Source organism: Colwellia sp. BRX8-9 (assembly GCF_014077245.1).
Taxonomy (GTDB): Bacteria; Pseudomonadota; Gammaproteobacteria; order Enterobacterales; family Alteromonadaceae; genus Colwellia_A.
Genome location: NZ_JACGVN010000009.1, coordinates 131,777 through 155,724, shown reverse-complemented (window position 1 = coordinate 155,724; position 23,948 = coordinate 131,777). Strand labels below are relative to the sequence as shown.

General features: G+C 36.8%; 17 protein-coding genes. 5 read left to right on the top strand and 12 right to left on the bottom strand.

Annotation, left to right across the window (positions count from 1 at the left end; all coding sequences use genetic code 11):
• Positions 1–29: 29 nt before the first annotated feature.
• From pip to H4J70_RS09830, 3 genes are all read right to left on the bottom strand, one after another.
• Positions 30–974 carry a prolyl aminopeptidase gene (gene pip, locus H4J70_RS09840; RefSeq protein WP_182244542.1) on the bottom strand — a complete coding sequence of 315 codons (945 nt, stop codon included), beginning with the start codon at positions 972–974 and terminating at the stop codon, positions 30–32.
• A 65-nt stretch (positions 975–1,039) separates the two neighbouring features.
• Positions 1,040–1,825, bottom strand: coding sequence for a CPBP family intramembrane glutamic endopeptidase (locus H4J70_RS09835; RefSeq protein WP_182251032.1), 786 nt, complete (start codon positions 1,823–1,825; stop codon positions 1,040–1,042).
• 138 nt (positions 1,826–1,963) lie between these two features.
• Positions 1,964–2,179, bottom strand: coding sequence for a cysteine-rich CWC family protein (locus tag H4J70_RS09830; RefSeq protein ID WP_182251031.1), 216 nt, complete (start codon positions 2,177–2,179; stop codon positions 1,964–1,966).
• Between the two features lie 189 nt (positions 2,180–2,368).
• On the opposite strand from H4J70_RS09830, the gene H4J70_RS09825 reads away from it, so the two are divergent.
• Positions 2,369–5,365: a DUF3857 domain-containing protein gene (locus H4J70_RS09825; protein WP_182251030.1), complete on the top strand. Its 2,997-nt coding sequence runs from the start codon at positions 2,369–2,371 to the stop codon at positions 5,363–5,365.
• A gap of 26 nt (positions 5,366–5,391) precedes the next feature.
• Positions 5,392–6,300, top strand: a complete 909-nt coding sequence (locus H4J70_RS09820; RefSeq protein ID WP_182251029.1) for a sensor domain-containing diguanylate cyclase — start codon at positions 5,392–5,394, stop codon at positions 6,298–6,300.
• 125 nt (positions 6,301–6,425) lie between these two features.
• On the opposite strand, the gene H4J70_RS09815 is transcribed toward H4J70_RS09820, so the two are convergent.
• Positions 6,426–7,610, bottom strand: a complete 1,185-nt coding sequence (locus H4J70_RS09815; RefSeq protein WP_259368037.1) for an NAD(P)/FAD-dependent oxidoreductase — start codon at positions 7,608–7,610, stop codon at positions 6,426–6,428.
• Positions 7,611–7,855: 245 nt separating this feature from the next.
• On the opposite strand from H4J70_RS09815, the gene H4J70_RS09810 reads away from it, so the two are divergent.
• Entirely contained in the window at positions 7,856–9,361 is a 1,506-nt protein-coding gene (locus H4J70_RS09810) for a hypothetical protein (RefSeq protein ID WP_182251028.1), read from the top strand.
• Positions 9,361–9,663, top strand: a complete 303-nt coding sequence (locus H4J70_RS09805; RefSeq protein ID WP_182215312.1) for a winged helix-turn-helix domain-containing protein — start codon at positions 9,361–9,363, stop codon at positions 9,661–9,663. The genes H4J70_RS09810 and H4J70_RS09805 overlap by 1 nt, the downstream gene beginning before the upstream one ends.
• Before the next feature lie 74 nt (positions 9,664–9,737).
• On the opposite strand, the gene ftnA is transcribed toward H4J70_RS09805, so the two are convergent.
• The 5 genes from ftnA to H4J70_RS09780 form a co-directional block, all read right to left on the bottom strand.
• Positions 9,738–10,265 carry a non-heme ferritin gene (gene ftnA, locus H4J70_RS09800; RefSeq protein ID WP_182215314.1) on the bottom strand — a complete coding sequence of 176 codons (528 nt, stop codon included), beginning with the start codon at positions 10,263–10,265 and terminating at the stop codon, positions 9,738–9,740.
• A gap of 149 nt (positions 10,266–10,414) precedes the next feature.
• The gene (locus H4J70_RS09795) at positions 10,415–10,888 is read right to left on the bottom strand and encodes a peroxiredoxin (protein WP_182215316.1); all 474 of its coding nucleotides are present in this window, start codon (positions 10,886–10,888) and stop codon (positions 10,415–10,417) included.
• 20 nt (positions 10,889–10,908) lie between these two features.
• The gene (locus H4J70_RS09790) at positions 10,909–11,082 is read right to left on the bottom strand and encodes a hypothetical protein (protein WP_182215318.1); all 174 of its coding nucleotides are present in this window, start codon (positions 11,080–11,082) and stop codon (positions 10,909–10,911) included.
• Positions 11,083–11,193: 111 nt separating this feature from the next.
• Complete coding sequence (locus H4J70_RS09785; RefSeq protein WP_182251027.1) at positions 11,194–13,140, bottom strand: methyl-accepting chemotaxis protein; 1,947 nt, start codon at positions 13,138–13,140, stop codon at positions 11,194–11,196.
• Positions 13,141–13,948: 808 nt separating this feature from the next.
• Positions 13,949–18,526 (bottom strand): EAL domain-containing protein, encoded by a 4,578-nt coding sequence (locus tag H4J70_RS09780; protein WP_182251026.1) that lies wholly within the window; start codon positions 18,524–18,526, stop codon positions 13,949–13,951.
• 471 nt (positions 18,527–18,997) lie between these two features.
• Here H4J70_RS09780 and H4J70_RS09775 point away from each other — a divergent pair, with 471 nt between their 5' ends.
• Positions 18,998–19,942 (top strand): DUF4382 domain-containing protein, encoded by a 945-nt coding sequence (locus tag H4J70_RS09775; RefSeq protein ID WP_182244550.1) that lies wholly within the window; start codon positions 18,998–19,000, stop codon positions 19,940–19,942.
• Positions 19,943–20,307: 365 nt separating this feature from the next.
• On the opposite strand, the gene H4J70_RS09770 is transcribed toward H4J70_RS09775, so the two are convergent.
• Genes H4J70_RS09770 through prlC form a run of 3 tightly spaced genes read right to left on the bottom strand, consistent with a single transcriptional unit; the run spans position 20,308 to position 23,871 of the window.
• Complete coding sequence (locus H4J70_RS09770; protein WP_182215390.1) at positions 20,308–21,096, bottom strand: class I SAM-dependent methyltransferase; 789 nt, start codon at positions 21,094–21,096, stop codon at positions 20,308–20,310.
• A 5-nt stretch (positions 21,097–21,101) separates the two neighbouring features.
• Complete coding sequence (locus H4J70_RS09765) at positions 21,102–21,809, bottom strand: DNA-3-methyladenine glycosylase I (RefSeq protein ID WP_182244551.1); 708 nt, start codon at positions 21,807–21,809, stop codon at positions 21,102–21,104.
• 16 nt (positions 21,810–21,825) lie between these two features.
• On the bottom strand, positions 21,826–23,871 hold the full coding sequence (prlC, locus tag H4J70_RS09760) for an oligopeptidase A (RefSeq protein ID WP_182215327.1): 2,046 nt from the start codon (positions 23,869–23,871) through the stop codon (positions 21,826–21,828).
• Between the last annotated feature and the right edge of the window lie 77 nt (positions 23,872–23,948).

Below are 23,948 nucleotides of genomic sequence, written 5' to 3'. Positions count from 1 at the left end.
CATTAAAAAAAAGCTCATAATAAACAATATTATAGCGTTAGCATTTTATTGGTGGCATTAATTAACTGATCTCTTGTTTCAGGTTCAATTGAAGCATGGCCAGCAATTGTACTGAACAATGTTGAATTTGGCAGTTGTTGATGTAAGAGCCAAGCATTGTCAAAAGGGCAGACAATATCGTAACGGCCATGAACAATAACCATAGGAATATTTTCAATCTTATGACAATTTTTTAGTATCTGATTTTCCGATAAAAAGCAGCCATGCACCATATAATGAGCCTCATGACGAGAGAGAGTCCAAGAAGAATCATCGCCGGTGAGTGCAGCAACAAACTCTTCGTTAGGCTTTAGCGTGCAACAACGGATCTCCCATTTAGCCCATGCTTGTGCAACTCGCTCTGCGGCTATTTTATCGTCACCTGTCATAATGTCGTAGGCTGTTTTAACACCGGTCTGAATTTCACCATTAGGCAGAGCATCAAGATACTCTTGCCAATAATCAGGAAAAATTCGAGTACCACCTCCTCCTTCAAATGCCCATCGAGTATCCTCGGCACGGCCTAAAAAAATACCGCGTAATACCAAGCTGATCACTGATTCAGGGTGAGTTTGTGCATAGACTAAAGCCAGTGTTGATCCCCAAGAACCACCAAAAGCATGCCATTTTTTAATTTTTAGCTTTAGACGAATTTTCTCAATATCGGCAACTAATAACTGAGTATTATTATTATCTAAACTACCAAAAGGCAACGAACGACCACAGCCACGTTGGTCAAATAATATAATGAGATATTTCTCAGGATCAAAAAAACGTCGGTCATTGGCTGAACTCCCCGCTCCTGGTCCTCCGTGAATAAAAACAACGGCTTGTCCTTTTGGATTACCACATTGTTCTACATAGAGTTTATGTTGGTCACCAACGGGTAATAAAAAATGATCAAAAGGTGTGATTTCTGGATAAAGTTCGTTCATTGCTACGCTCATCGTTAATAATGAAATGAATTAATCTCACTAGGGTTAATGTTATCGCTATCTAGCTAGTTCATGAATAAATACATAGTTACACTGGAGTATAAATTATTTATAAAGTGCAGGTAAATCGGAAGGTAAATACCACCGCTACTATAGCGTGATACACCTAAAATAATGGCTAAAGGAAATAATACCACGAGTATGTTTATATCGTACTGGCCCGCATGAATTAAAGTAAATAACACACTGGTTATAATAATCGTAACAATAACACCTAAAGGCGAGCTTGCTAATCCTTTAAAGATAAAGCCCCTAAAAATAAGTTCTTCAAAAAATGGGGCGGCTATCACGACGGCAATAAAGAGCAATAATAGATAATCAGTAGTGTTATAAATATTTATCATACTTTGTGGCGTTTTTATACCTAAGGCATCTGAGGCAAAGTAAGAAAAGATAAAATAACCTATTAGGGCAACATTATAATTAATGAAGTTGGCTTTATTTGGCCATTTGTTAAAACCTAAATAGGCCGCAGCTGTTGTTAGCTTTCTTCTTGCTGCGCAATAAAAGATCAAGGGGGTTAAACATAAAGCCGTGATCAGATAGTTAATCGCATTAAAGTCACCATCGAGTGCTAACCTTTGACTTATTTTTACCCCAGCGGTTAGGACGCGATCTATACTCATTGCTGGTGCGGCGACTTCTATGCCTGCGGCTATAGCAAGAACAGTAATCGAAATAATAAAGTAGAGGATGAAAAACAGTAAGGTTAACCCTAACGTTGCTGTAGCGCTCCACGAGCGACGAGTTTCAGTTAATGTTACCGCTATTTTTTGTGCATCAGCTAACATTGCTTTTCCTTGGTATTAGGACATAAAGAGAAAACATTCAGTAGTATCATTTACAGTAAATAGGCAAAGTGTTTTTTCTCTGCTGATTAAGTGCTTGCAGTGCTAAATATTTAAAAGATTAGCGAGTTGGGAATTACGTTACAGTGCGGTGAAGTTATCTTTTTCAGTTAAATTAAATTTTTTAATACATGCTTGGCAGATACAACTTTTACCCTTGGCTTTATCGGGAACTTGTTGAATTAAGGCTTTGGGCACTTTTTCTAAAGTGCACCAACATTGCTGAGGTGAATCGACATCACAACAATTTTTTTGTTGGCAAAGAGGGCAGTTGCTGGTCTCTATATTTATAGTCATAGATTATTTACGCTTGAATTGTAGGGCGACAGTGTAGCTCGACAAGCATAGCAAGAAAAACCTAAGCTGACTTTACTTTTATAAGTAGTGTAGTTTTTTGATTCGCATGGCTAATGTTGTTAAAAATGTTGCTTTATTGACCTCATTAAAGGCAAACTAGCTAGATAATAAAAACAAAAAGGATTTTTTTTGCGTATTTTCAATTCTTTACCCCCAATAAAAATATTTATCGTTAGTGCCTTATTACTCTTACTGAGCGGCTTAACGCACGGCGAAAAATATGATGATATTTATATTGAAGCAGCCCCTACTTGGGTTGAGTCTCGTGATATCACACTAACAAAAGACATTCCCGTAGACGAAATAACCGATGGTGTATTTTATCAATTACTGGATTCACAAAGGAAATTATCTGAAAAAAAACAAAGTGCTTGGTATTCTCGCTATGTTCAAACAGTTGTAAACCAAGCTGGTGTTGATTATATCTCGCAAATAAATCTCGATTTTGACCCTACTTACCGAAAGCTGGTACTCAATACCTTGTTCGTTATTCGAGATGGGCAACGTATTGACAAATTGTCGAGTGCAAAGATTTCATTATTAAACCGAGAAACCGAATTAGAAAATCAAATTTACAATGGCTCCTTAACACTCAATATCCTTATTGACGATATTCAAGAGGGTGACACCATTGATTATAGTTTTACGCGTTATGGCGACAACCCGGTTTATAAAGGTATTTTCGCTTATAGCCGAACACTGAGTTGGAGTGTACCAATACGAGATCAATTTGTTCGAGTGCTTTGGGGGAAAAGTAAGCCTTTATTTTCCAGCACGCGCAATGTGTCAGTGCCAATTACTGAAAAAAAACTGGGTGAGTACACCGAATACCAAGTGCATATGCATAACGCTGAAACACTGTCATCAGCAAGCGAAGTGCCGGGTTGGTATGAACCTTATGGCTTAGTATCATTTAGTGAAAGTAAAAACTGGGGCGATGTTGCTGTCTGGGCTGAAACCTTATATCAACCGAGTGAACAACATAAAACGATTATTGAAATTGCTAATGAGCTTCAGCAAAAAAATAAAAGCCAAGCAGAGCAAATTGCAGCAGCATTAAAATATACACAAGACAATATACGCTATGTTGGCTTAGAAATGGGGGTTAATTCCCATTTACCGACACCGGCCCATGAAACCTTAGCGTTGAAATATGGCGACTGTAAAGACAAAGCCTTATTGTTTATTACGCTGTTGAAGGCATTGGGCATTGATGCATATCCCGCCTTAGTTAATACCGAAGAAACTAAATTTCTTGTTGAACAACTCCCTGCGGTTAATTTGTTTAATCACGTTATTGTTACCTTAGAATTTAATGGTAAACGTATTTGGTTAGATCCGACGTTAAGTTATCAAGAAGGGCGTTTAGCGTATCTTTTTCAACCGGATTATGGATTTGCCTTGGTAGTTAAATCGGGAGAAACAACATTAACATCAATGGCTAATAGTCAGTCAAATTCTTATACTCATGTTGAAGACCGTTATGTTATTAGCGAAAATGTTGAGCAAGCAGTGCCCTATTATATTGTTAGTGAATATTTAGGTGATACCGCGCAAGCTAAGCACAGTCAAATTGAACAAGCGGGTAAAAAGAAACTTTCCACAGACTATGAAACCTTTTATCAAAGTACTTATCCTAAATTAACAGCTACTTCCGCCGTTGATATTACAACAGATTATTCAACAGGCGTTTTGAAATTAGCCGAAAGCTACACGATTAACGAATTTTGGAAAAAAGGAGAGGTTGATTATGAAAGAAGCTTCTATCCTACGGATATCAGAAATGCTGTTTATAAGCCCAAGCAAGTCGCAAGAGTTGCGCCGCTGTGGTTCGCTTACCCAAATAATATTATTAATAAAATCACCTTAGAATTCGAAGAACAAAACTGGGAATTTGATGATGATAGCTTCGTTGAAGACAATGATTTTTTCTTTTTTAAACGCGATGTTTCCTTTACCGATAATATCTTAAACTTAACCTTTGAATACCGCTCTAAGACTGATCATATTCCGGCAAATGAAGTGGAAAGTTATCTTGCTGCAAGAAAAACGTTAAGAAGTAAAGCTTACTACGGCATTACTAAATATGCGAAACAGACAGCCAGTACGGTTGACGTTGACGATGAAGAAAGCCCTTTAGCGAGTTGGATGCTTATCGCAATGTGGACTTATGCTATCGGCTTGGTTGCACTTCTTGTTAGCTGGCGAATCGAGTCTAATAAACGACCGGTATTTGCTAATAGTCATTTTTTTCCTGTAGCATTAGTTAAATTTATTACCCTGTCATTTTTTACCTTTGGACTTTATAGTACCTATTGGATGTATCGAAATTGGCAGGTTATTAAACAAAAGCAGCAAAGCGATATCATGCCAATCGTACGAGGTTTCTTTTCTATCATTTGGTTCTATCCACTATTTTTAGCATTAAAAAATGACAGTATTGAACGTTTTGATAAAAACAAAGTGATGCTGCCTTTTATAGCGGTAATTTTTGCATTGGTGTATTTAATACTCTCATTAGTGGGTAACTATACAGAGCAAAAGGTTCTGAATGTGTTAATAATGCTATTACCTTTACTCTTCATTCCTTTTGTAAAATACATTAATAGTATTAACGATCGAAACAGTGAGGCCATTCAGTACAATTCAAGATGGAATGTACACAGCATTGTTGCGATTATATTATGTTTACCACTGCTGAGTTTAACCATCGCCCAAGAAACGCCTTTTTTGCCAAGTGATTCGGTTATTTCGCAAAATGAAATTATGCAACACGACATGAAATATCTTTATCGACAGAATGTTGTTGCTGCCGATGAAACGATCCATTATTTTTATAGTGATGCTTTTCTAACTATTCGTGATGACGGAAATGGCTTTACCGATAAAGAAGTTTTCTCTTATTGGCAAGATGACAATGATGGTTTCCAGCTTGAAAAAGTCCAATTTCATGAGATTAAAGACATCAGTGTTACATATGGCAAAGCAACAGATGAAAATACCATAGTGACGGTTACTCGTCTTGATGACACTAATTTTAAACTGTTTGTTGCTTCGACAAATGCAGGCGATAAATTATTTGTCGATAAGTTAACGGCACTCTGGGAGTTAGCTAAGATACGTTAGCGGTATCTTTGTAATGGGATAAGTAAATGATGGGCATTTCAATTGAGAAGATAATCATTGAGTCTTTAGCATTAACTAAAGATGGAGTAGGAATTTTCAATAGAGATGATCGTCTCATTTATTGTAATGATGCTATTGGTCGATTATTTGGTATGTCTGCTAAAGAGGCGCTTAACAAAAGCTTTTCTGAGCTAAGTGCAGACTGCTTCAATAGTTCAAAAGGGATTAATATTGAATTTACAACTTTAGAAGCTTGGTTATCTCATGCCTCAGCGAAGAGAAGAAGTTGTCCTTATCGAGCATTTGAAGTCGATACCCAAGATGGTAAGTGGTTTCTCGTTACCGAACAGATTGTTCACAATGATTACCTTTATATGTACATCACAGATATTACAGAAAAAAAGGCAAACGCGAGAGCGTTACAGCTTATGTCTGAACAATTTCAAAAGCTTGCTACTACCGACTCTCTTACCGGTATTTATAATCGCCGTTATTTCTATGAAAAAGCCGAGGCCGAGTTCAATCGAAGTAGCAGGAAAAACAAAATATTTTCAATAATGTTTTTGGACTTAGATAAGTTCAAGCATATTAATGATAAATTTGGTCATGCTGCCGGTGATGCATTTTTAAAGGGTTTTGCAGACAATGTTCAGACGCACCTCAGAAGCTATGATACTTTTGCTAGGGTGGGAGGGGAAGAATTTGCCATATTATTACCTAATACCGACAAAAATAATGCCCGTATCATTGCCGAACGAATAAGAGCATCAATAGAAACCCTTATTATTCCTTTTGAAAATCAATCATTAAAGATCACAGTATCAGTGGGTGTGGTAGAAAATTCAAATGAGATCAAATCGATTGACCAAATAATGAATAATGCAGATAAACACTTATACCAAGCGAAATGTAATGGTCGTAACCAGATTTGTTAAGAAGGGAGTTAACAAAAATCTGCATATCTACTGATGAGTAGTGCTTTATAGGGCGTAGTTCTTAGTCGAGTCAGTAGACGTTAGAATAACAACTCGAATAGCGCAGACTAAGATACTATTATTTATCACACTACCGCCAAGCCGGTCGCTACTCCTTGAGCCCAGCACGCTTGAAAATTATAACCACCCAACCAACCCGTAACGTCAATCACTTCACCAATAAAATATAAGTCATTGCTCTTTTTGGCGGCAAACGTTTTTGAAGATAATTCGTCGGTATCAACACCGCCAAGTGTAACTTCCGCTGTTCGATAACCTTCAGTGCCATTAGGCTTGATTTGCCATTGGTGAATAAAAGCATGAATGGCTTGAATTTCTGCATGGTTGAGTTGGTTAACCGCTTTGTCAGGAATGTCTTTGCTTTCAACTAAGCACTCAATGAACCTTTTTGGTAGTAAGGTCGCGAGCAAATTTTTAAGCGATTTTTGCGCTTGATGCTGGCGCCATTCAGCGATGATGTCATTTAAGCTGTGATCGGGTAACAAATTAATGGTTACTGCTTGACCCGCTTGCCAAAAAGAGGATATTTGCAAAATGGCGGGGCCAGACAAACCTCGATGGGTAAATAAAATATTTTCTTTAAAGGTTTCGCCGCTGTCACTAGCGACTTCGGTAAATATACTTATACCAGATAAACCATCAAAGCGGGTTTTATCGTGATCATGTAAAGTAAAAGGCACTAATGCCGCTGTTGTTGGTAATACATTCAAGCCAAACTGTTCTGCTATCCTATAGCCAATAGGACTTGCGCCAAGCTTTGGCATTGTTAAACCACCAGAGGCGACCACTAATGATTTACAGCTATAACTCGCTTCTGTTGTTTGGACTTGGTAACCACTGTCAGTTTTAGTGACTGAAAGTACTTCATTACGCATTTTAACTTCAACGCCTGCCCAATCACATTCGGTCATCAAAACGTCAACAATATCTTTTGCACTGTCATCACAAAATAACTGCCCTAATGTTTTATGATGATAATTTACGCCATGGCGTTCAACAAGTTCAATGAAGTCTTGTGCTGAATAACGACTTAATGCTGATTTTATGAAGTGAGGATTTTGGCAAATATAGTGTTCAGCACCGGCATTTTCATTAGTGAAATTACAGCGTCCGCCACCACTGATCAGTATTTTACGGCCTGGTTTCTTGCCCATATCGACGACAACGACTTTTTTGCCTCGATAACCAGCTGTTGCGGCACACATCAATCCTGCAGCACCGGCACCAATAACTAACACGTCAATTTGCAAAGCATTTTCCTATGATTTTAAGTTTACTTTATTTCTTATAAATCATTATATCTTGAATAGTCGTGTTATTACACGAGATGTTGTTTAAACAAAAAGCCGCCAAGATAAAGAAATGCAAAGATTGTGTAAAGGTCAGAACTAATCAGCAGCACGTGACTCTATTGTCATTGAAACTGCCAAAATTTCATTGGCAATATTTAAACAGCTAATAAAGCGCAGACAACAATAAAGAGTTAGGTGAGTCAATGAATACTAAAAAGTACATACTTTGCATTAAAAGAATAAAGTTTTTAATGGTAACGACGGTAATATTAAGTCTTTCAGCCTGCGGTGGGTCTGATAGTGACTCTAATGCAGAAGGTTATGTGAAGCTCTACAACACCACGAAGAATTCTCCTGCGATCTATTTAACGATAGATGAAGATTTTTCGACCAGTGACGATGACATTGAGTTTACTTATAACGGTGTCCCTTATGGCAGTGCATCAAACGCAAACATTGTAGATAATGGTTCTTACTTCTATGAGCTGGCGTGGCAAGATGGCGATAGTACAGACAGTAGCGACTTAACGGTCGTTTATACCGATAGTATAAAAATTAACAATGATGCGATTCAATTGATTGTTATCGGAGAAGATATTTTAGCGCCTTCAGTGACCACTTACGATATAGATATTATTGATGATGAAGATGATGATACCTACGATCGCTTCAATTTTAGAGTGCTGAACATGCATGACGATAGCGAAGGTATCGATGTCTATTTATCTAAAGCCGATGAAACCTTCAATGAAGCTAACTTTATTGGTAGCTACAGTTATCAAGAATTATCGGTTAATCAAAAATTTGACCAAGATGATTATATTTTTTATATCACGACACCAGGAAGCACTGAAATTTTGTTTCAATCGAATGATATAAGCTTTTCATACAGTAGCCAATATATCATCGCAATACGTGAAAATGATGGTGTGGGAAGCTCACCATATATGCTTGATAAAATGTCTAATTCACTCATAGAATCATTTATTAATACCGACTCAGAAGCAAAACTTAATGCGTACAATGCGATTGGTAAGCATGACTTGCTACCTGATTATCAAGGTGAATTTTCCTTATATTTAAATGGTATAGACGACTCTCCAGAAATTGAAGCCTTATCGTTAGGTGTGTTAAGTCAGCCTATTGAACTTGCTAAAGGAGACTACAGTGTCGATTTGGTTGTCGGTGATGGAAATGAGGTATTGTTGAAAAACCATTTACTTTCTTTAGGAGAAAATAGCCATAAAACCGCTTTCTTTTATATTGATGAAGTGGCCGTCGATGACGATGGAGATGGTGATGTTGATGAAGACGGTGATGGCAATATTGATGAGATACAGCTAGATGTGCATTCGTTAGTTGTTAGTAATAGTAGTAGAACAAGTATTTATGATCATGAAATTAAAATGGTTAATCTTGTCGACAGTACTGAATTTGGTGCGTTTACTATTTATTTTGTCCGAAGTGATGAAACCATTGAGAGTGCTTTTTATAAAACAGCCGTTAGCTTTGCCAACAGCGAGCTCGTGTATTTAAAAAATAATACCTACCAAGTTTATGTGGTTGCTCAAGACAACAGCAGTGAGATCATCTTAAATGCTTTTGAACTTATCCTAGATGAAGAATCTAAAGAGCAATTTATGGTTGTTGAAGTTGATGATACTGCTCCTACTGGTTATAAAGTGAGTTTGTTTGATCAAACAATATAATGTTGGTATCTGATAAAATTATAATCGCCGATGTAGAAATTTTTCCGGGTAGTCGAGAAGTTTATTGCTGCAACCAGTTGGTTACACTGACCGGATTAGAATTTAATTTATTGTGGTTGCTGATGAGTGATTTTCCACAACTAGTTACCCGTGAAAGTATCGCTGAGCATATATTTAAGCGTAGCCTGGTCGAGTCCAATCGAAGTATTAATATGCATATTTCAACCATCAGAAAAAAGTTATTGGTGAACACTGACAAATCACGGATTAAAACTTTTCGTGGTGAAGGATATGTTTTTTAACGAATAATGAGAGGTTATTATTTAAAAAGGCTTCATATAGAAGCCTTTTTTATGCGGTATATTATTGATTGTGACTAAACGGGTGCGCCCGTCATGATACTTGTAGTACCTACTTTAGCCATTTCGGCTAAATCTTTATCAACAAAAAATAAAGCATGGCCGTCTTGACCTACTAAGTTAATTTTATCTAAGACACTTTTAAACAAAGTCTCCTCTTCATGTTGCTCAGCTACATACCATTGCAAGAAATTAAACGTTGAATAGTCTTGGTTAGTAAAGGCTTGATGCGCTAAAGAATTGATACGTTCGGTAATTGAACATTCATGTTCATAAGTTTTTTCGAAAACGTCAGCTAATGACTTATATTCGTGTGGCGGTGCATCTATGGTACCTATAATAGGTAATGCCCCTGTTTCACTGACATAAGTAAATAAGCGTGTCATGTGGTCCATTTCTTCTGCCGCATGTTTACGCATAAATATTGCTGCACCTTCAAAGCCTTTTTCTTCACACCAGGCACTCATTTGTAAGTACAAGTTGGAAGAGTAAAACTCTAAGTTGATCTGTTTATTTAGTTGTTTGACCATTTCAGGTTTTAACATGTTGGTACCTCATTAAAAAATATCAGTAAATTTTGCCTGTTCTATGGCTGGGACACAAGCTATAAAGTGTAACATTTTTGATTTGTAAGATTTAAAAGTCATAAAAAACAATATGATAAATAACACAAATCATTATCATTACATCTTATCTATAGTGTTTTTAGAATAGATTCAGCGGTACTTACTTCAAATTCTTTAGGCTTTTCAATATGTAAATTCGTTACTGTACCGTTTTCAATGACCATAGCATAACGCTGAGAACGTAAACCACCAAATCCTGCGGTCTCCATACTTAAACCAAGTGCTTTAGTGTAACTGCCGTCGCCATCAGCAAGCATCATAATATTTTCAGCATTTTGTGCTTCGCCCCACGCATTCATTACAAAAGCATCATTTACCGATAAACAGATAATGGCATCGACACCTTTAGCTTTTAATTCATCCGCTGATACCACATAGCCGGGTAAATGAGCGGCTGAACAAGTTGGGGTGAAAGCACCGGGAACGGCAAATAGCACCACTTTTTTGTTGGCAAAAAGCTCATCGGTATTATGGGTAATCATGTTGCCGTCTTTTAACTGTGACAATTCGCCTGAAGGCATGGGTTTATTTTCTTCAATCATAAAATTCTTCTCATTTAACGTTAACTATGTTGATGGGGTAAAGGCAGTATTATCGCTTTACATAAAAAATCTTTGCTGTTTGCAGAACGCGCACAGTCTTTACAAATAAAACATGGTTTATCAACAATACGAGCAAGTTCGTGAAGACTTTTTTCTATGTCTTTTTTTTTCCACTTACAAAGCGCCTTTGCCATAAACTATCCTAAAATGAATATCATTACTTGTTTCATTTTAGGATATAGCGCACCGACATGCATCTATTTATCGTTAAAAACGGTTAAATTAATTAGCAGCATGATTAAGTGTTATGCGCTTTTATCGAGCGTTAAGCCAATATCGCTAACATGGTTATTCACATCAATTGAAATGATATTAGCAAGCTTTTGAGAGTTGCTCACTTCTTCATCAACATTACTCATCGCTTGCTCAAAAGCGATAAAATGTTGGCGTTGCAGCGTTATTTGCGTCAGAGAGTCTTGTGCGACCGTGGCGGATATTTTAGCCTGTCCGGTCACTTCTAACGCAGTTTCTTGTAATTGGTCAGCAATTGTTTTTTGATTGAGGGATGCTGTTTCTATATCAATAATTGTTTTTTCAATTGAATTACTGGCACTTTGCAGTTGGTCTAAGCGTTGTGATATCTGTTTAAGTGAATCTTGAGTTTTACCGGCTAGTTGCCTGACTTCATCGGCAACGACAGAAAAACCTCTGCCGTGTTCACCCGCTCTTGCGGCTTCAATTGCCGCGTTTAAAGCCAGTAGGTTAGTTTGGTCGGCAATGGCACTAATAACGTCAACAATAGAGGTAACACTATCAACAGATTGAAAGAGTGAGGTTATTGCGCTTTTACTTTGTTGTGCCGCGATGCTGGTTGAGTCGCTTGCGGCGAGCACTTGTGCAACTCGGCTTTGACTTGTTTCCATTGCCTGTTGAGTCGCTTGTGCGTTGTTTACAACCTGCTCGGACAACGTGTTTACCGTTTCAGTCGCTTGGCCTAATGCATTCATAATTTCACGAGCACCTTGCACATGCGTGCTGGTACTATTTGACGATTGATAAATGTTTTTAACTTGGCTTTCCATGGTTGTTAATGCTTTGGCGACCAAATCAAGCTGTTGTGCTTTTGCTTTATCATCTTGTGCAAGTTTGTTGACCATTTTATTAAAACTGGACGATATTTCTCCAAGCTCAGTTTCCGCCGAAATATCAGTAATGTTATCAACCTTTCCTTGTTCAACAAGTTGAACAAAGCCATTTCGTAATTTACGTAACGGATTTAAAATAACACTGCGTTGCAACCAGTAATTGGCGACTAAGAAACAGATTAAAAAGGATAGCAAACCAATAACTATTCGATAAAGTTGCTGATTCAACACTTGTTGTTTTTTTAGTATTTCTGTTTCAGCGATAAGAATAATATCTTCTAATGCAGTAACATTTTTCTTGAGTAGTGCTAAGCCAGCGGTGCGCTGATTCTGTGAGTTTAGGGTGTTTTCAAACTCACTTTGATAACGATTAATGAGTGAATTGAGTTCATCAATCGCTTCTTCACTGATGTCTTCTTTGTCATCGTCATTGGAAAAAAAGTCATCTTCATCAGTATTACCGTCGCTTTCAAGGAAAATAGCCAATAAAGGATAATTTGTTAATTGTTGATGCCGTTGTGCTAATTCTTGTAAAGCATTTTTAAAGCCGGTATCGCTAATGTTTTGGCTAAGGAACAACTTTTCACGCGTGTTGATTAAATAGTTTAATGCGCGAGCAATATTGCTCACTGTTACTAAATAATTTATGCGCTGCTGTTCGTCTAGCGCCTCACTTTCAGAGGCATATTTTATCAGCGAGTGAGTAATAGCTACCATATTCTGTTCGCTGTTACGAAGCAAAGCGAGTGGGTTACCACTTAACTTACCCATGGCACGATACTTTGTTTCAATATTTTTATTAAGTTTGCCCGCTTCTTCAGTAATGTTATGGCTTAAGTTACCAATATCTAAGCTTGTTGATCGTGTAATTATTTCGTTGAGTTGCTCTTGTGCGGCATTAAGCATGCTGGCATCACCAGTTTGTAGATAGGTTGCAATGGTGCGATAAAACTTAACGGTGGTTAACGTTTTTAATGCATGATATTCAGCGTACTGGCCCCGACTTGATGTAAGAGAAGTTCCAACATGATACATAGTTGCAACGAATATAACGGCAAAAATACTAATGGCAATAACGGACAGTCGTGAAAAACTTGATACTCGCATAGTCAATCCTTGAAGGGTATTCACAGATAAATTAATGCCGATTCTTACTGATCTTTGTTGCGGTTTTATGACAAATGTTTACTGAACAAGTATGAAGTGTGTTGTGGTTAGATCTGATTGATTTTAACTCAAGAGGCTAAAATGTACCGCAAGCCCAGTGAAAAGTGTTTCGAGGGCTTGCGTAAATACAGCGTAGTCCGTTATTCATCTTAACGATTGTTTAAACGAGGGATACAAGGTTAATTGTTTTTAGGAATTGCCTGATTCACATAAACATCAAAACGATTTTTTTCATTTTTATACTGGTTGAAGGCGATTTAAGTGGCGGTTAAGCTTTTGTACTTTGTGGAAATTACCAATAATTCGAACATCAGCCGCTTTACGTTCTTGCATTTCTTCTAGTAACATAATTATTTTTGTCAGATAAAAAATCACTTCAAAGTTTGACTATTTATTTTCTACCACTCGTAAAAAAAACAATCTGAAAAGCTTTTTAAACACATGAATTTCGTATGATAGGTGAGTGAAGAACCTATGGTAAATTGAATTCTTTCGCACTGAGTTATATACGATTTTGGCCATAAATTTTTTCAAAAAAAAGCTAAGAATCAAAAGAAAACTATACAAAACAACTCGAACACTTATCAAAGAAACAAAAGCAGTTACTCATAAAGTTGAGCAGTTAGCCATATATGTGATTACAATCAAGTAGTTAAAGGAGGAGCGTCTGGTGTGCTCATATGCGTGAAAATCTGCTAATAAAGTGGGTGTCAGCTTTATTAAACGCAAGAGATCACGTTTAAAAAAATCACCTAGGTGATATATATTCAGGTTTATTCATTTCTAACAATGAAATAATTTGTTCACTGGATACGGGTTTACTGTAAAAATACCCTTGAATGTAATGACAATTTCTAGAAACCAGGAAGTCAATTTGTTCTTTGGTTTCAGCACCCTCAGCAACACAACTCATGCCTAATTTTTGTGCAAGGCTTATCGTCGCCTCTATTATCGCTTCGTCTGCGTTGTTTTCACCAATGTTAGAGATAAAGCTTCTGTCAATTTTTATAACATCTAACGGGAGTAATCTTAAGTAAGATAGAGACGAATAACCGGTGCCAAAATCATCAAGCGATAACTTGATACCTATAGCTTTTAGCTGATTCATTTTCTCAATCGCTTTTTCAGGTTCAGAGATAAATGCAGATTCAGTAACTTCTAGTTTTATTGCTGAGGTAGGTAAATCAAACTCATTTAATATTCTCGTAATAAAAGTGACAAGTTCTCCTTTACTAAAATGACTAGCAGAAATATTAATGGATAAATAAAAATCAGTTCGAAAGCTACGCCATACTATTAAGTCTTGTAATGCTGTCTTTAACGCCACTTCTGTCATCGAAATAATAAGATTTAAATCTTCGGCTAAAGGAATAAACTCCATGGGAGAAATCATGCCTTTGTCGGTAGGCCAGCGCATTAACATTTCTACGCCAACCGCTTTGCCATAATGTGCATCAACAATGGGTTGGTAATGATTGATAAATTGCTTCTGTTTTACGGCTTGTTTTAAATTTGCTTCAAGAGCAAGTCGTTTAGCTGCTGCTTCAGTCATTGATGGTTCAAAATATTGATAGATATTTCGACCATTTTGTTTCGCACAGTACATTGCAATATCGCTATTTCTTAGAAGTTCAGCTGAATCCATGCCATCTTCAGGGTAAATAGAAATACCAATACTTGAACCAATACAGACCATGGTATCTTGTAGTGTTATCGGTTGCTCAATGGTATCGATAATTTTTTGTGCAATTTGTGAAAGCTTATCTACTGATGAAAAGCTTTCTAGCAATACGACAAACTCATCACCCCCAAGTCTTGCCAGAGTATCTTCTTGGCGAAAGACTTTGGTTAATCGTTGTGTGATAACTTTCAATAATCGATCACCAACATCATGACCTAGCGTATCATTGACTTGTTTGAAACGGTCTAAGTCAATAAAAAATATAGCTAAAATATTTTTGTTTCTTGCTGATAATTCTATTGCATGATCAATCCGTTCAATGAGTAAACTCCGATTAGGTAGCCCCGTTAAGTGATCGTAATTAGCCATATAGCGTAGTTCGCTTTCAGCGAGCTTTTGAGCGGTAATATCGGTCATCACCATAATATAATGAAGACTGTCATTACTGTTTATACCAACATTAATTTTGACCAGTACATTATATTTATCTCCTGCTGCAGAAGTAACAAGCTCTTCTCCACGCCAATGATCATTTACACCTAAACTTAATGCTACATCGCTATAATATTTTATCTTTTTTCTGTCTATACCAATTAATGAATCATTAAAGGGCTGCTCTTCTTCCCAACCAAATATATTCCTCATTGCTTGATTTGAAGTCACCTTGGTAAAATCTTGATTAATAATTAAGACCCAATCTTTTGTATGTCTAAATGCTTCTCCGTAATATTGGGCACGTTCTTCATCAGCCTTAGATTGAGTGATATTGGTATAGGAACCCGTAACCCGTATAGGCTTTTTATTATCATCAATTTCTACAATTTTCCCTAAATCTTTATACCATCGCCATTCATTGTGTTCACCTTTTAATCTATAGGTAAAAGTAAAGGTTACATTAACATCAGCTTTATCAATAAATTGTTGCCAAGCAGCAAGAAAGGTTGCTTTATCATCTGGATGAATATCATTGATAAATACTTTTATAGGGAAGGTATAGGCATTTTCTATTAGGCTTACATTATGTTTAAAACGATTAGCAGAAAAACTATTCGTCTGAGCGTGCCAATCCCATACGTCACTGTTACTACCTTTTAATGCTAGCTGTAAACGGTTTTCTCTAAAGACAACTTGTTCATGAGCAGCCAACAAAGCATCACGTTGTTTACGTCTTTTATTTATCCAAAAACTGAATGCAGAGATAACTAAAATAAAATACAGAATATAGGCGGTAGGTGATGCCCAAGGTGCATAAGAAACGTTAAATTTAATATAAGTTAGTGGTGAATAATCGCCTGTAATAGGCGACTTAGCTCGAATAGCTAAAGTATGCTTCCCTGACTCTAAACTTGGAAAAATAATATGATTTTCATAGGTCGAAGGATAGTTCACAGTGCTGTTACTTGTTAAAGAATACTCAAACATTATGTCTTTAGATTTTGAAAAATCAAAGGTGGTAAAATCAACCCTAATGCCCACATCGTCATATTTAAGTTCTACTACCTTATTTGAGTTAAATATATAAGCATCTTCTAAATGCCGTGTGAGTAAATCAACTTTAGTGACAAAAACATTTTTATTTTTGGTCAGGCCTTTTTCTTTTAAGGCCAAAGGATCGAAAAAAGAAACGCCATTCACCGAACCGTAAACCAATTCATCGGTTGATGATTTTGCATGCGCGCCACCATTAAATTCCATACCTAAAAAGCCATGATGAATACCAAATTTTCTGATATGAAAAGAGCGTGTATCAATCGAATAAATACCATCATGAGTTGAGATCCAAAGGTCTCCTTGTGAGTCCTGCTGTAGACCATATAGATTGTTGTCTAGAATACTGTTTTGATTGTTGAAAGTATGAAGAACCTCCTGTGTTTCTAGGGAGATACCATAAATACCTTTTGATGTATGGGCTACCCATAGCAGAGATTTTTCAGCATCAACTACAAAACTATCAATAAAAGACCACTCAGTTTCGCTCATGTTGATATGTTCATATATTTTCTTAAACGTTTGATACTGAGTATTAAACATCCATAATGCTTTTGTTGTACTAAACCAAATTTCTTTATCCTGATTTGGTGATTTGAAAAAAAACCAAATATCTTTAATGCCAGCATCAGTCATTACTTTACTGAAATCAGTTGATTGACCAGATTCTTGATCAATCATAAGTAGTTGATCCGTTTGAGTGAACCAAAGGTATTTATCGGTAGTGAAATAAACGGGGTAATCAACAGTTAGCTTTTCTAAAAAACTTGCTTCAAAAGGTATTGGTATGATTGCTTTGCTTTTAATTTCAAAAAGTCTTAATCCTACAGAAGTATTTAACCAAATAGTTTTATTGCTACCATAGTGTAATGAAACTATATTGCTTGCGGTAAATGTCGTCTTTGAGTTTTTCAGGGCGAAGAATTGTTCAACGTGTTGGGTGTTTCTATTCAGTAAATTTAAACCATTATCGGTTGAAATCCAGAATAAGTTATCATCGTTTTTATCAGGCAAAATGCCAGTAACATTATTACTGGTTAAGCTGTTGTCACGACCTTTGTAATAATCATAATTCTCAACTAAGCCTAAGTTAGGATTCCATTTTAACAAACCTTGGCTATTACTCACTAGCCAGTAGTAGCCATCTTGGTCGACAATTAATGACTTAACCGTATTATTCGCAAAAGAGGGAGCATATTCATCAAAACTGAATAAGAATTGTCCTTGCTGCGTAACAGCGTTATATCGATAAAGCCCATCCGTTGCACCAATAATTAATAGTTCCTTTTCTATAAAAAAATCCCACACCGATAGATGTTTAAAAATAGTTTGATAATGCGGTAATTCATTCTCTTCTCCCATTGCAAAAAGCGAGTCGATTTGTTGAATATTTAATGAGTAAACACCATCATTTGTTCCCAAAAACAAAGTCTGATTAAGAATACTTAAGGTATAAATTTTATTTGCTTGTATAGGCTTTAGATCAGCACTTTGCGCAGTTACCTTGGTGATTTGAGGTAATTTAGCTACTTGGCCTGTTGATAATTGATAAACAATAGTGCCTTCTTTACTGGCTATATATAGATAGTTGTTATGTAAAATAATTTGCTGTATTGCAGAATCACCTAGATACTTTTTTAAGTTAACAATTTGTTTATAAGCTTTAGTTTTAACATCAATTGTCGCTATGTATTTACTTGTCGCAACCCAAACGGTTTCATCTTTTTGTGGCAAGTAATCTATAACCCAATCATCAGGCTCCAATTGATTAGTATTTAAGAGCAAGTCAAACTCATTAGTGCTTTTATCAAAGCTATATAAACCTTTACCATAGAGCTGTAACCACATTAATCCATTCGCTGACTGGACTGTTTTTCCTGCACTATATTGTGAAAAATCGTTATCAGGTCCTTCTATTTTAGTGAAGGTATATCCGTCATATATTTCAAGGCCAGACTCTGTTGATATCCAAAGAAATCCATCATCATCCTGACTAATACTGTTAATAGATACTTGGGATAGCCCGTCCTTAACCGTAATTTGATCGAGTGTTATTTTGTTAAATTTTGCATAACTAATTATTGGACATAATAAAATAACGGCAACTATAAAATTGATTACATTAAAGTAACTTTTTTTAGGTTGAGTATATTTCAAATTAATACCACTACTTATTAGCTCTGAACAATAAAAGTAAGATAATACTTTTAGGTAAGTATAAACAACTATATGTTAGATTTAAAAATCCCACAACTTCCAGCACTTGTCTTTGTATATGTGTTTCATCATTAATTTATAAAATAACCACGTCGTTTACACTGTTGCCATGTAATATGAGTTTTACCTTTCGAGTATCTAGTAAACGGCATAGGGCCATTAATTTTTGTTGGTAACACTATATCTATCATGTTGTAAGTGATTACATTATAATCACTTGGTAATTGATAAATTGTCAAAAGACAATCGTGAAATTGAATCTATAATCGATTTCATTTTTTCTATAGAAAAAGTCTATCAGTGAGTTTTGTTAATATATTAATGAAACAACAAAGCACCAGCTTTGCATAGTATGACTTTACCTTAGACTTATTAATTTAATTAACTAAAGTAGCAATAAAGGTAAATATTATGTTTAACAAAAACTTTACAATTCCATTTTTATTCACCCCTATTATATTGGCAATTTCCGCTTGTGGGGGCAGTGATAATTCATCACCACAACCCTCTGAGCAAGCAAAATTTTCTTTAGGGATTAGTGATGCACCTATTGATGAGGCGGATTCAGTCTTTATTGAAATAGATGAAATTACTATTTCAGGGACAGAGTCTACAGTCATTACTGAATTTACTAATGACAATAATGAAATTGTAGAAACCATTAAAGTTAACTTACTTGATTTTCAGGGTACAGACCAACTTAAAATTGTTGATGAAGCTCAAGGTGTAACTATGGCCCCAGGCACCTATTCGATGGAATTACTGGTAGTCGATGCCGGCTCATATGTACTGCTTGAAAATGATGCGACCGAATACTCTATTAAAGTCCCTAGCTCTAGACTACGTTTAGGAGATTTTGAAATTGCGTCAACTTCTATCCAAGTCGGCGATACCCCAGCTTATACTATTGAATTTAGTTTACGCGAGTCATTAGTGATGCGCGGTAATGCACCCACAAAAAATGGTTTTATTATTAAACCTCATGGCGTTCACATTGTTAGTGAATATGGAACATTGAAGGGTAATGTTTCTGCTGATAATACTAATTTAGGTAGCTGTATCGTTTATCTATATGAAGGTGAACCAACCGAATTAGGTGATAGTTATGATGCAGATGATGAAACTTTCGTCGGTGATGCACCGACAGCGACGGCACCACTTATTTCAACACTAGTAGCCGTAGATGGAACTTACAGCATAGGGTTTGTTCCAACAGGAAGTTACACTGTTGCACTAATGTGTGGTACAAATATCGATGACAACATTCAATATAACGCCTTAACCATACCTTCTCCTGTTGGAAATTTAGCTACAGTAGGCATTATCAAAGGTGATGTTAAAACGGTCGACTTTTAAATAAACTGATATTAACCGATCATAAGGCCAGAAAGTTAAAAAGTGTTCACTATGAAGTTCTAAAATATATTAAAAAATGTCAGCAACTAGCGACTGCTGACTTAAAGAAAGCCAACCACTATCCTCAACAATGTGGACAGAGTGCTCATTTAGAGTGTTGGTTGAATATCAGAAATTATGATTGTTTTTCTAACTGATTTTACACTGAGAAATCATAAACTATAGATCTATAGATTGAACGAAAGGGTAAACCGTGTAGGTAATTACTTGGATGGGCTTGGAAGGAAGTTCGTTTACAATTTTAGCCCATACCATTTTGAAAGATTTTCAGCACTAGATAGGGAGTAAGTTGTAAACGAGTATCGCTAATTATTTTTTGGGATCGCTTGGTTGACATAAACATCAAAACGATTTTTTTTCATTTTTATACTGGTTGAAGGCGATTTGTTATTTAATGGTGGCGCATAGCTTGGACGTTTAACCACAACACGGTACTTTGCTAATTTCAATGCCGGTTCAAGCAAATCATCCGCATCTAAGTCTTCACCGACGAGTGATTGGAATACGCGCATTTCTTTTTTCACTGCGGCCGATTTTTCACGATGTGGATACATAGGGTCGAGATAAATAACATCAGGTTGTTGAGTGAATGACAACTCTTCAATCGTTGCCGCATGAACTAGTGACATACGACTGGCAATATCACTGACCTCACTGTTCAATTTAGCGCGCTCTAAGCCATTTTCTAGCAGTGCTGCGACAATAGGCATACGTTCTTTCATGGTTACTGTGCAACCTAAGGTTGCCAATACAAAAGAGTCTCGTCCTAAGCCTGCGGTAGCGTCTAGTACATGTGGAGTAAAACCATGTTTTAGTCCTATCGCTTTAGCTATATCTTGGCCGCGTCCACCACCAAATTTTCGTCGGTGGGCAACCGCGCCATCAACAAAGTCTACTTTAATACCACCGAGTTTAGGCTCATCAAGCTTGATCAGTTCTAATTCTTGAAAGTTGACTTGTAATAAAAACAGTAAGTTTGGATGCTTAGTAACTGAAGCGCTGTCACCGATATAGGCTAATTGCCATTTTTTAGCAATTTTTTTAGCTAAATCAACATCGGTTTTATCAAGGTACCCAACCGCTATTCTAGACATATCCATTAATCAAACTCTACTTGAACATTGTTATCGCCGGTTGCATAGGCAACTAAGCGGCTGAGTTGACTCAGTGATAAGTCACTTTCACTTTGCCATTGATTAAAAGCATTTTGAATGGCAACTAAGCTTTTTTTACTTTGCAGTCCGCCGTCAATAATTTTATTGGCACGGAAATAGGCTTCAATGTCACGGGTAAGTAAAAAGGTATCTTTACCGATAGCACGTAAAGCGTAGGGGCCAGTATTGCCCCCTAAACGTTGACCTTTTTTCTTTAAGTAATCCCATAAACCTATCATGTCATTGCTTGGCCATGCCGCAATAAATTTAGCAAAACTATCGTGCTGGCTATTATCGCTATGTATTTCATCAAACATCATATGGGCATTAGCTTGAATAGTTTTTACTTTATTAAAGTTGCGAATAATTCGCGCATCCGCCGCTTTACGTTCTTGCATTTCCTCGGGCATCATTAAGACTTTAGCGAGATCAAAATTAAAAAACATTTCTTCAAAGTTTGGCCATTTATTTTCTACTACACGCCAGACAAAACCACTTTGAAAGATCTTTTTGCTAAAGGCCGATAAAATTCTATCGTCTCCTAACTTGGCAACTAAATGATCTTTTTGGTTATCACCTAATAAGAGGTTGAGTATAGCCGCACCACCTTTACGTTCGGCGGCGCGTTGATAAAGTGAGTCAAATTTTTCCATTATTTAGGGCCACTCATTATCCTTCAATACCACAATGTCTGAGTAAAGCATCAATCTCAGGCTCACGGCCACGAAAGGCTTTAAATAAGACACTGGGTTCTTGAGACCCGCCTTTTTCTAATATATTAGTTAAGAAATCATTACCCACTTTCGGGTTAAAAATGCCTTCTTCCTCAAAACGACTAAAGGCATCTGCAGATAATACTTCTGCCCATTTGTAACTATAGTAACCGGCTGAATAACCGCCACCAAAAATATGACCAAAACCATGTTGAAAGCGATTAAAGTCGGCGGCTTTCAATACTGAATATTCTTCACGCACTTGGTTTAATGTTTGCTGAATATACCCAGAGTTATCTTGTGCAGGTTGGTAATCTTTATGCATTTTAAAATCAAAAATACTGAATTCTAATTGACGTAACATTTGCATCGCAGATTGGTAATTCTTTGCCGCTAACATTTTATCAAGCATAGCTTGCGGTAGTGGTTCACCCGTTTGGTAGTGTCCTGAGATAAAGGCTAATGCCTCTGGCTGCCAACACCAATTTTCTAAAAATTGGCTAGGCAACTCTACTGCATCCCACGGCACACCATCGATACCTGAAACGCCACTGGTGTTGATTTGTGTCAGCATATGGTGAATACCATGGCCAAATTCGTGAAATAAAGTAACCACTTCGTCATGGGTAAATAGCGCAGGCTTATCACCAATAGGCTTATTAAAATTACAGGTTAGGTAGGCAACAGGGTATTGAATATCACCATTGGCTAATTCACGACGACTTTTACAATCGTCCATCCATGCGCCACCACGTTTGTGGGCGCGGGCGTATAAATCTAAATAAAAGCGGCCACGCAAATTATTATCGCGATCGTATACTTGATAAAACTTCACATCTTTGTGCCAAGTGTCGATGTTAGCTACTTGGTTAATTGTCATGCCAAATAAACGATGAACAACTTCAAATAAGCCAGCTACAACTTTTTCTTCTGGAAAATAAGGGCGACATTCTTCGTCTGAAATAGCATAACGGCTTTGCTTTAATTTTTCACTATAGTAGGGCAGATCCCAAGCTTGTAAGTCTGTTTGGTTAAATTCTTTTTCAGCGAAAGCTTTAACTTCATCTAAGTCTTGTTGACCTTGAACCTTCGATTTTACCGCTAGGTTTTCTAGAAAGTCTAAAACCTCAGAGGTTGATGATGCCATTTTGGTAGCAATTGATTTCTCAGCAAAGTTATTAAAGCCCAATAGCTGTGCTAATTCATGACGAAGTAGTAATAGCTCGTTCATGATGTCGCTGTTATCGAATTTTCCGGCATTGGGACCTTGGTCTGAAGCGCGAGTAACAAAGCCACGATAGAGCTGTTCACGTAATGTCGCATTGCTACAATAAGTCATTACGGGTAAATAACTAGGGATATCTAAGGTGAATAGCCAGCCTTGTTTTTCTTGTTCTTTTGCTAGTTCTGCTGCGGCTTCTATAGCGCTGTCAGGTAAGCCAGTAAGTTCACTTTTATCGGTAATATTAACGCTATAAGCGTGCGTAGCATCGAGTACATTATTGCCAAATGTTGAGCTTAACTCCGATAAACGAGTAACGATTTCACCGTATCGTTTTTTATCATTATCGTTTAATGCGATGCCCGACAATTTAAAATCACGTAAGGCATTCTCAATGACTTTCTTTTGAGGAATACTTAATTGTGAATATTCATCACTGTTGGCAAATTGTTGGTAGGCTTGATATAACCCTTGATGCTGTCCCACAAAAGTACTGTATTCAGATAACAGTGGTAAACATGACTCGTATGCGTCACGTAATTTGTCACTATTAACCACCGAATTCATGTGGGATACCGGCGACCACAGCTTACTTAACGTATCGTCAGCTTCGTCCGTAGGCATAACTAAGTTTGCCCAGGTAAATGTTTTTTCTTCAAGCACTGCTGCAATCACTTTTTTGCATTCTGCTATCGCATGCTCAACAGCAGGCTTGATATGTTCAGGCTTTATTTGAGAAAACTGGGGTAAATCTGAAACTGTTAATAATGGATTGCTCATAATGCGGTATTCTTTATTAAATGATGATGTAGATGTAAGACCTTAATGGGAAAGATTCAAGGTGTAGCGCTTTTTGT

What these genes read in the sequence shown, in the direction of transcription:
- H4J70_RS09790 (WP_182215318.1), bottom strand. Translation starts at nt 11,082, where the DNA reads ATGGCAAAGGCGCTTTGTAAGTGGAAAAAAAAAGACATAGAAAAAAGT.
- H4J70_RS09775 (WP_182244550.1), top strand. Translation starts at nt 18,998, where the DNA reads ATGTTTAACAAAAACTTTACAATTCCATTTTTATTCACCCCTATTATA.
- H4J70_RS09805 (WP_182215312.1), top strand. Translation starts at nt 9,361, where the DNA reads ATGTTGGTATCTGATAAAATTATAATCGCCGATGTAGAAATTTTTCCG.
- H4J70_RS09765 (WP_182244551.1), bottom strand. Translation starts at nt 21,809, where the DNA reads ATGGAAAAATTTGACTCACTTTATCAACGCGCCGCCGAACGTAAAGGT.
- ftnA (WP_182215314.1), bottom strand. Translation starts at nt 10,265, where the DNA reads ATGTTAAAACCTGAAATGGTCAAACAACTAAATAAACAGATCAACTTA.
- H4J70_RS09785 (WP_182251027.1), bottom strand. Translation starts at nt 13,140, where the DNA reads ATGCGAGTATCAAGTTTTTCACGACTGTCCGTTATTGCCATTAGTATT.
- pip (WP_182244542.1), bottom strand. Translation starts at nt 974, where the DNA reads ATGAACGAACTTTATCCAGAAATCACACCTTTTGATCATTTTTTATTA.
- H4J70_RS09835 (WP_182251032.1), bottom strand. Translation starts at nt 1,825, where the DNA reads ATGTTAGCTGATGCACAAAAAATAGCGGTAACATTAACTGAAACTCGT.
- H4J70_RS09795 (WP_182215316.1), bottom strand. Translation starts at nt 10,888, where the DNA reads ATGATTGAAGAAAATAAACCCATGCCTTCAGGCGAATTGTCACAGTTA.
- H4J70_RS09770 (WP_182215390.1), bottom strand. Translation starts at nt 21,096, where the DNA reads ATGTCTAGAATAGCGGTTGGGTACCTTGATAAAACCGATGTTGATTTA.
- H4J70_RS09810 (WP_182251028.1), top strand. Translation starts at nt 7,856, where the DNA reads ATGAATACTAAAAAGTACATACTTTGCATTAAAAGAATAAAGTTTTTA.
- H4J70_RS09830 (WP_182251031.1), bottom strand. Translation starts at nt 2,179, where the DNA reads ATGACTATAAATATAGAGACCAGCAACTGCCCTCTTTGCCAACAAAAA.
- H4J70_RS09820 (WP_182251029.1), top strand. Translation starts at nt 5,392, where the DNA reads ATGATGGGCATTTCAATTGAGAAGATAATCATTGAGTCTTTAGCATTA.
- prlC (WP_182215327.1), bottom strand. Translation starts at nt 23,871, where the DNA reads ATGAGCAATCCATTATTAACAGTTTCAGATTTACCCCAGTTTTCTCAA.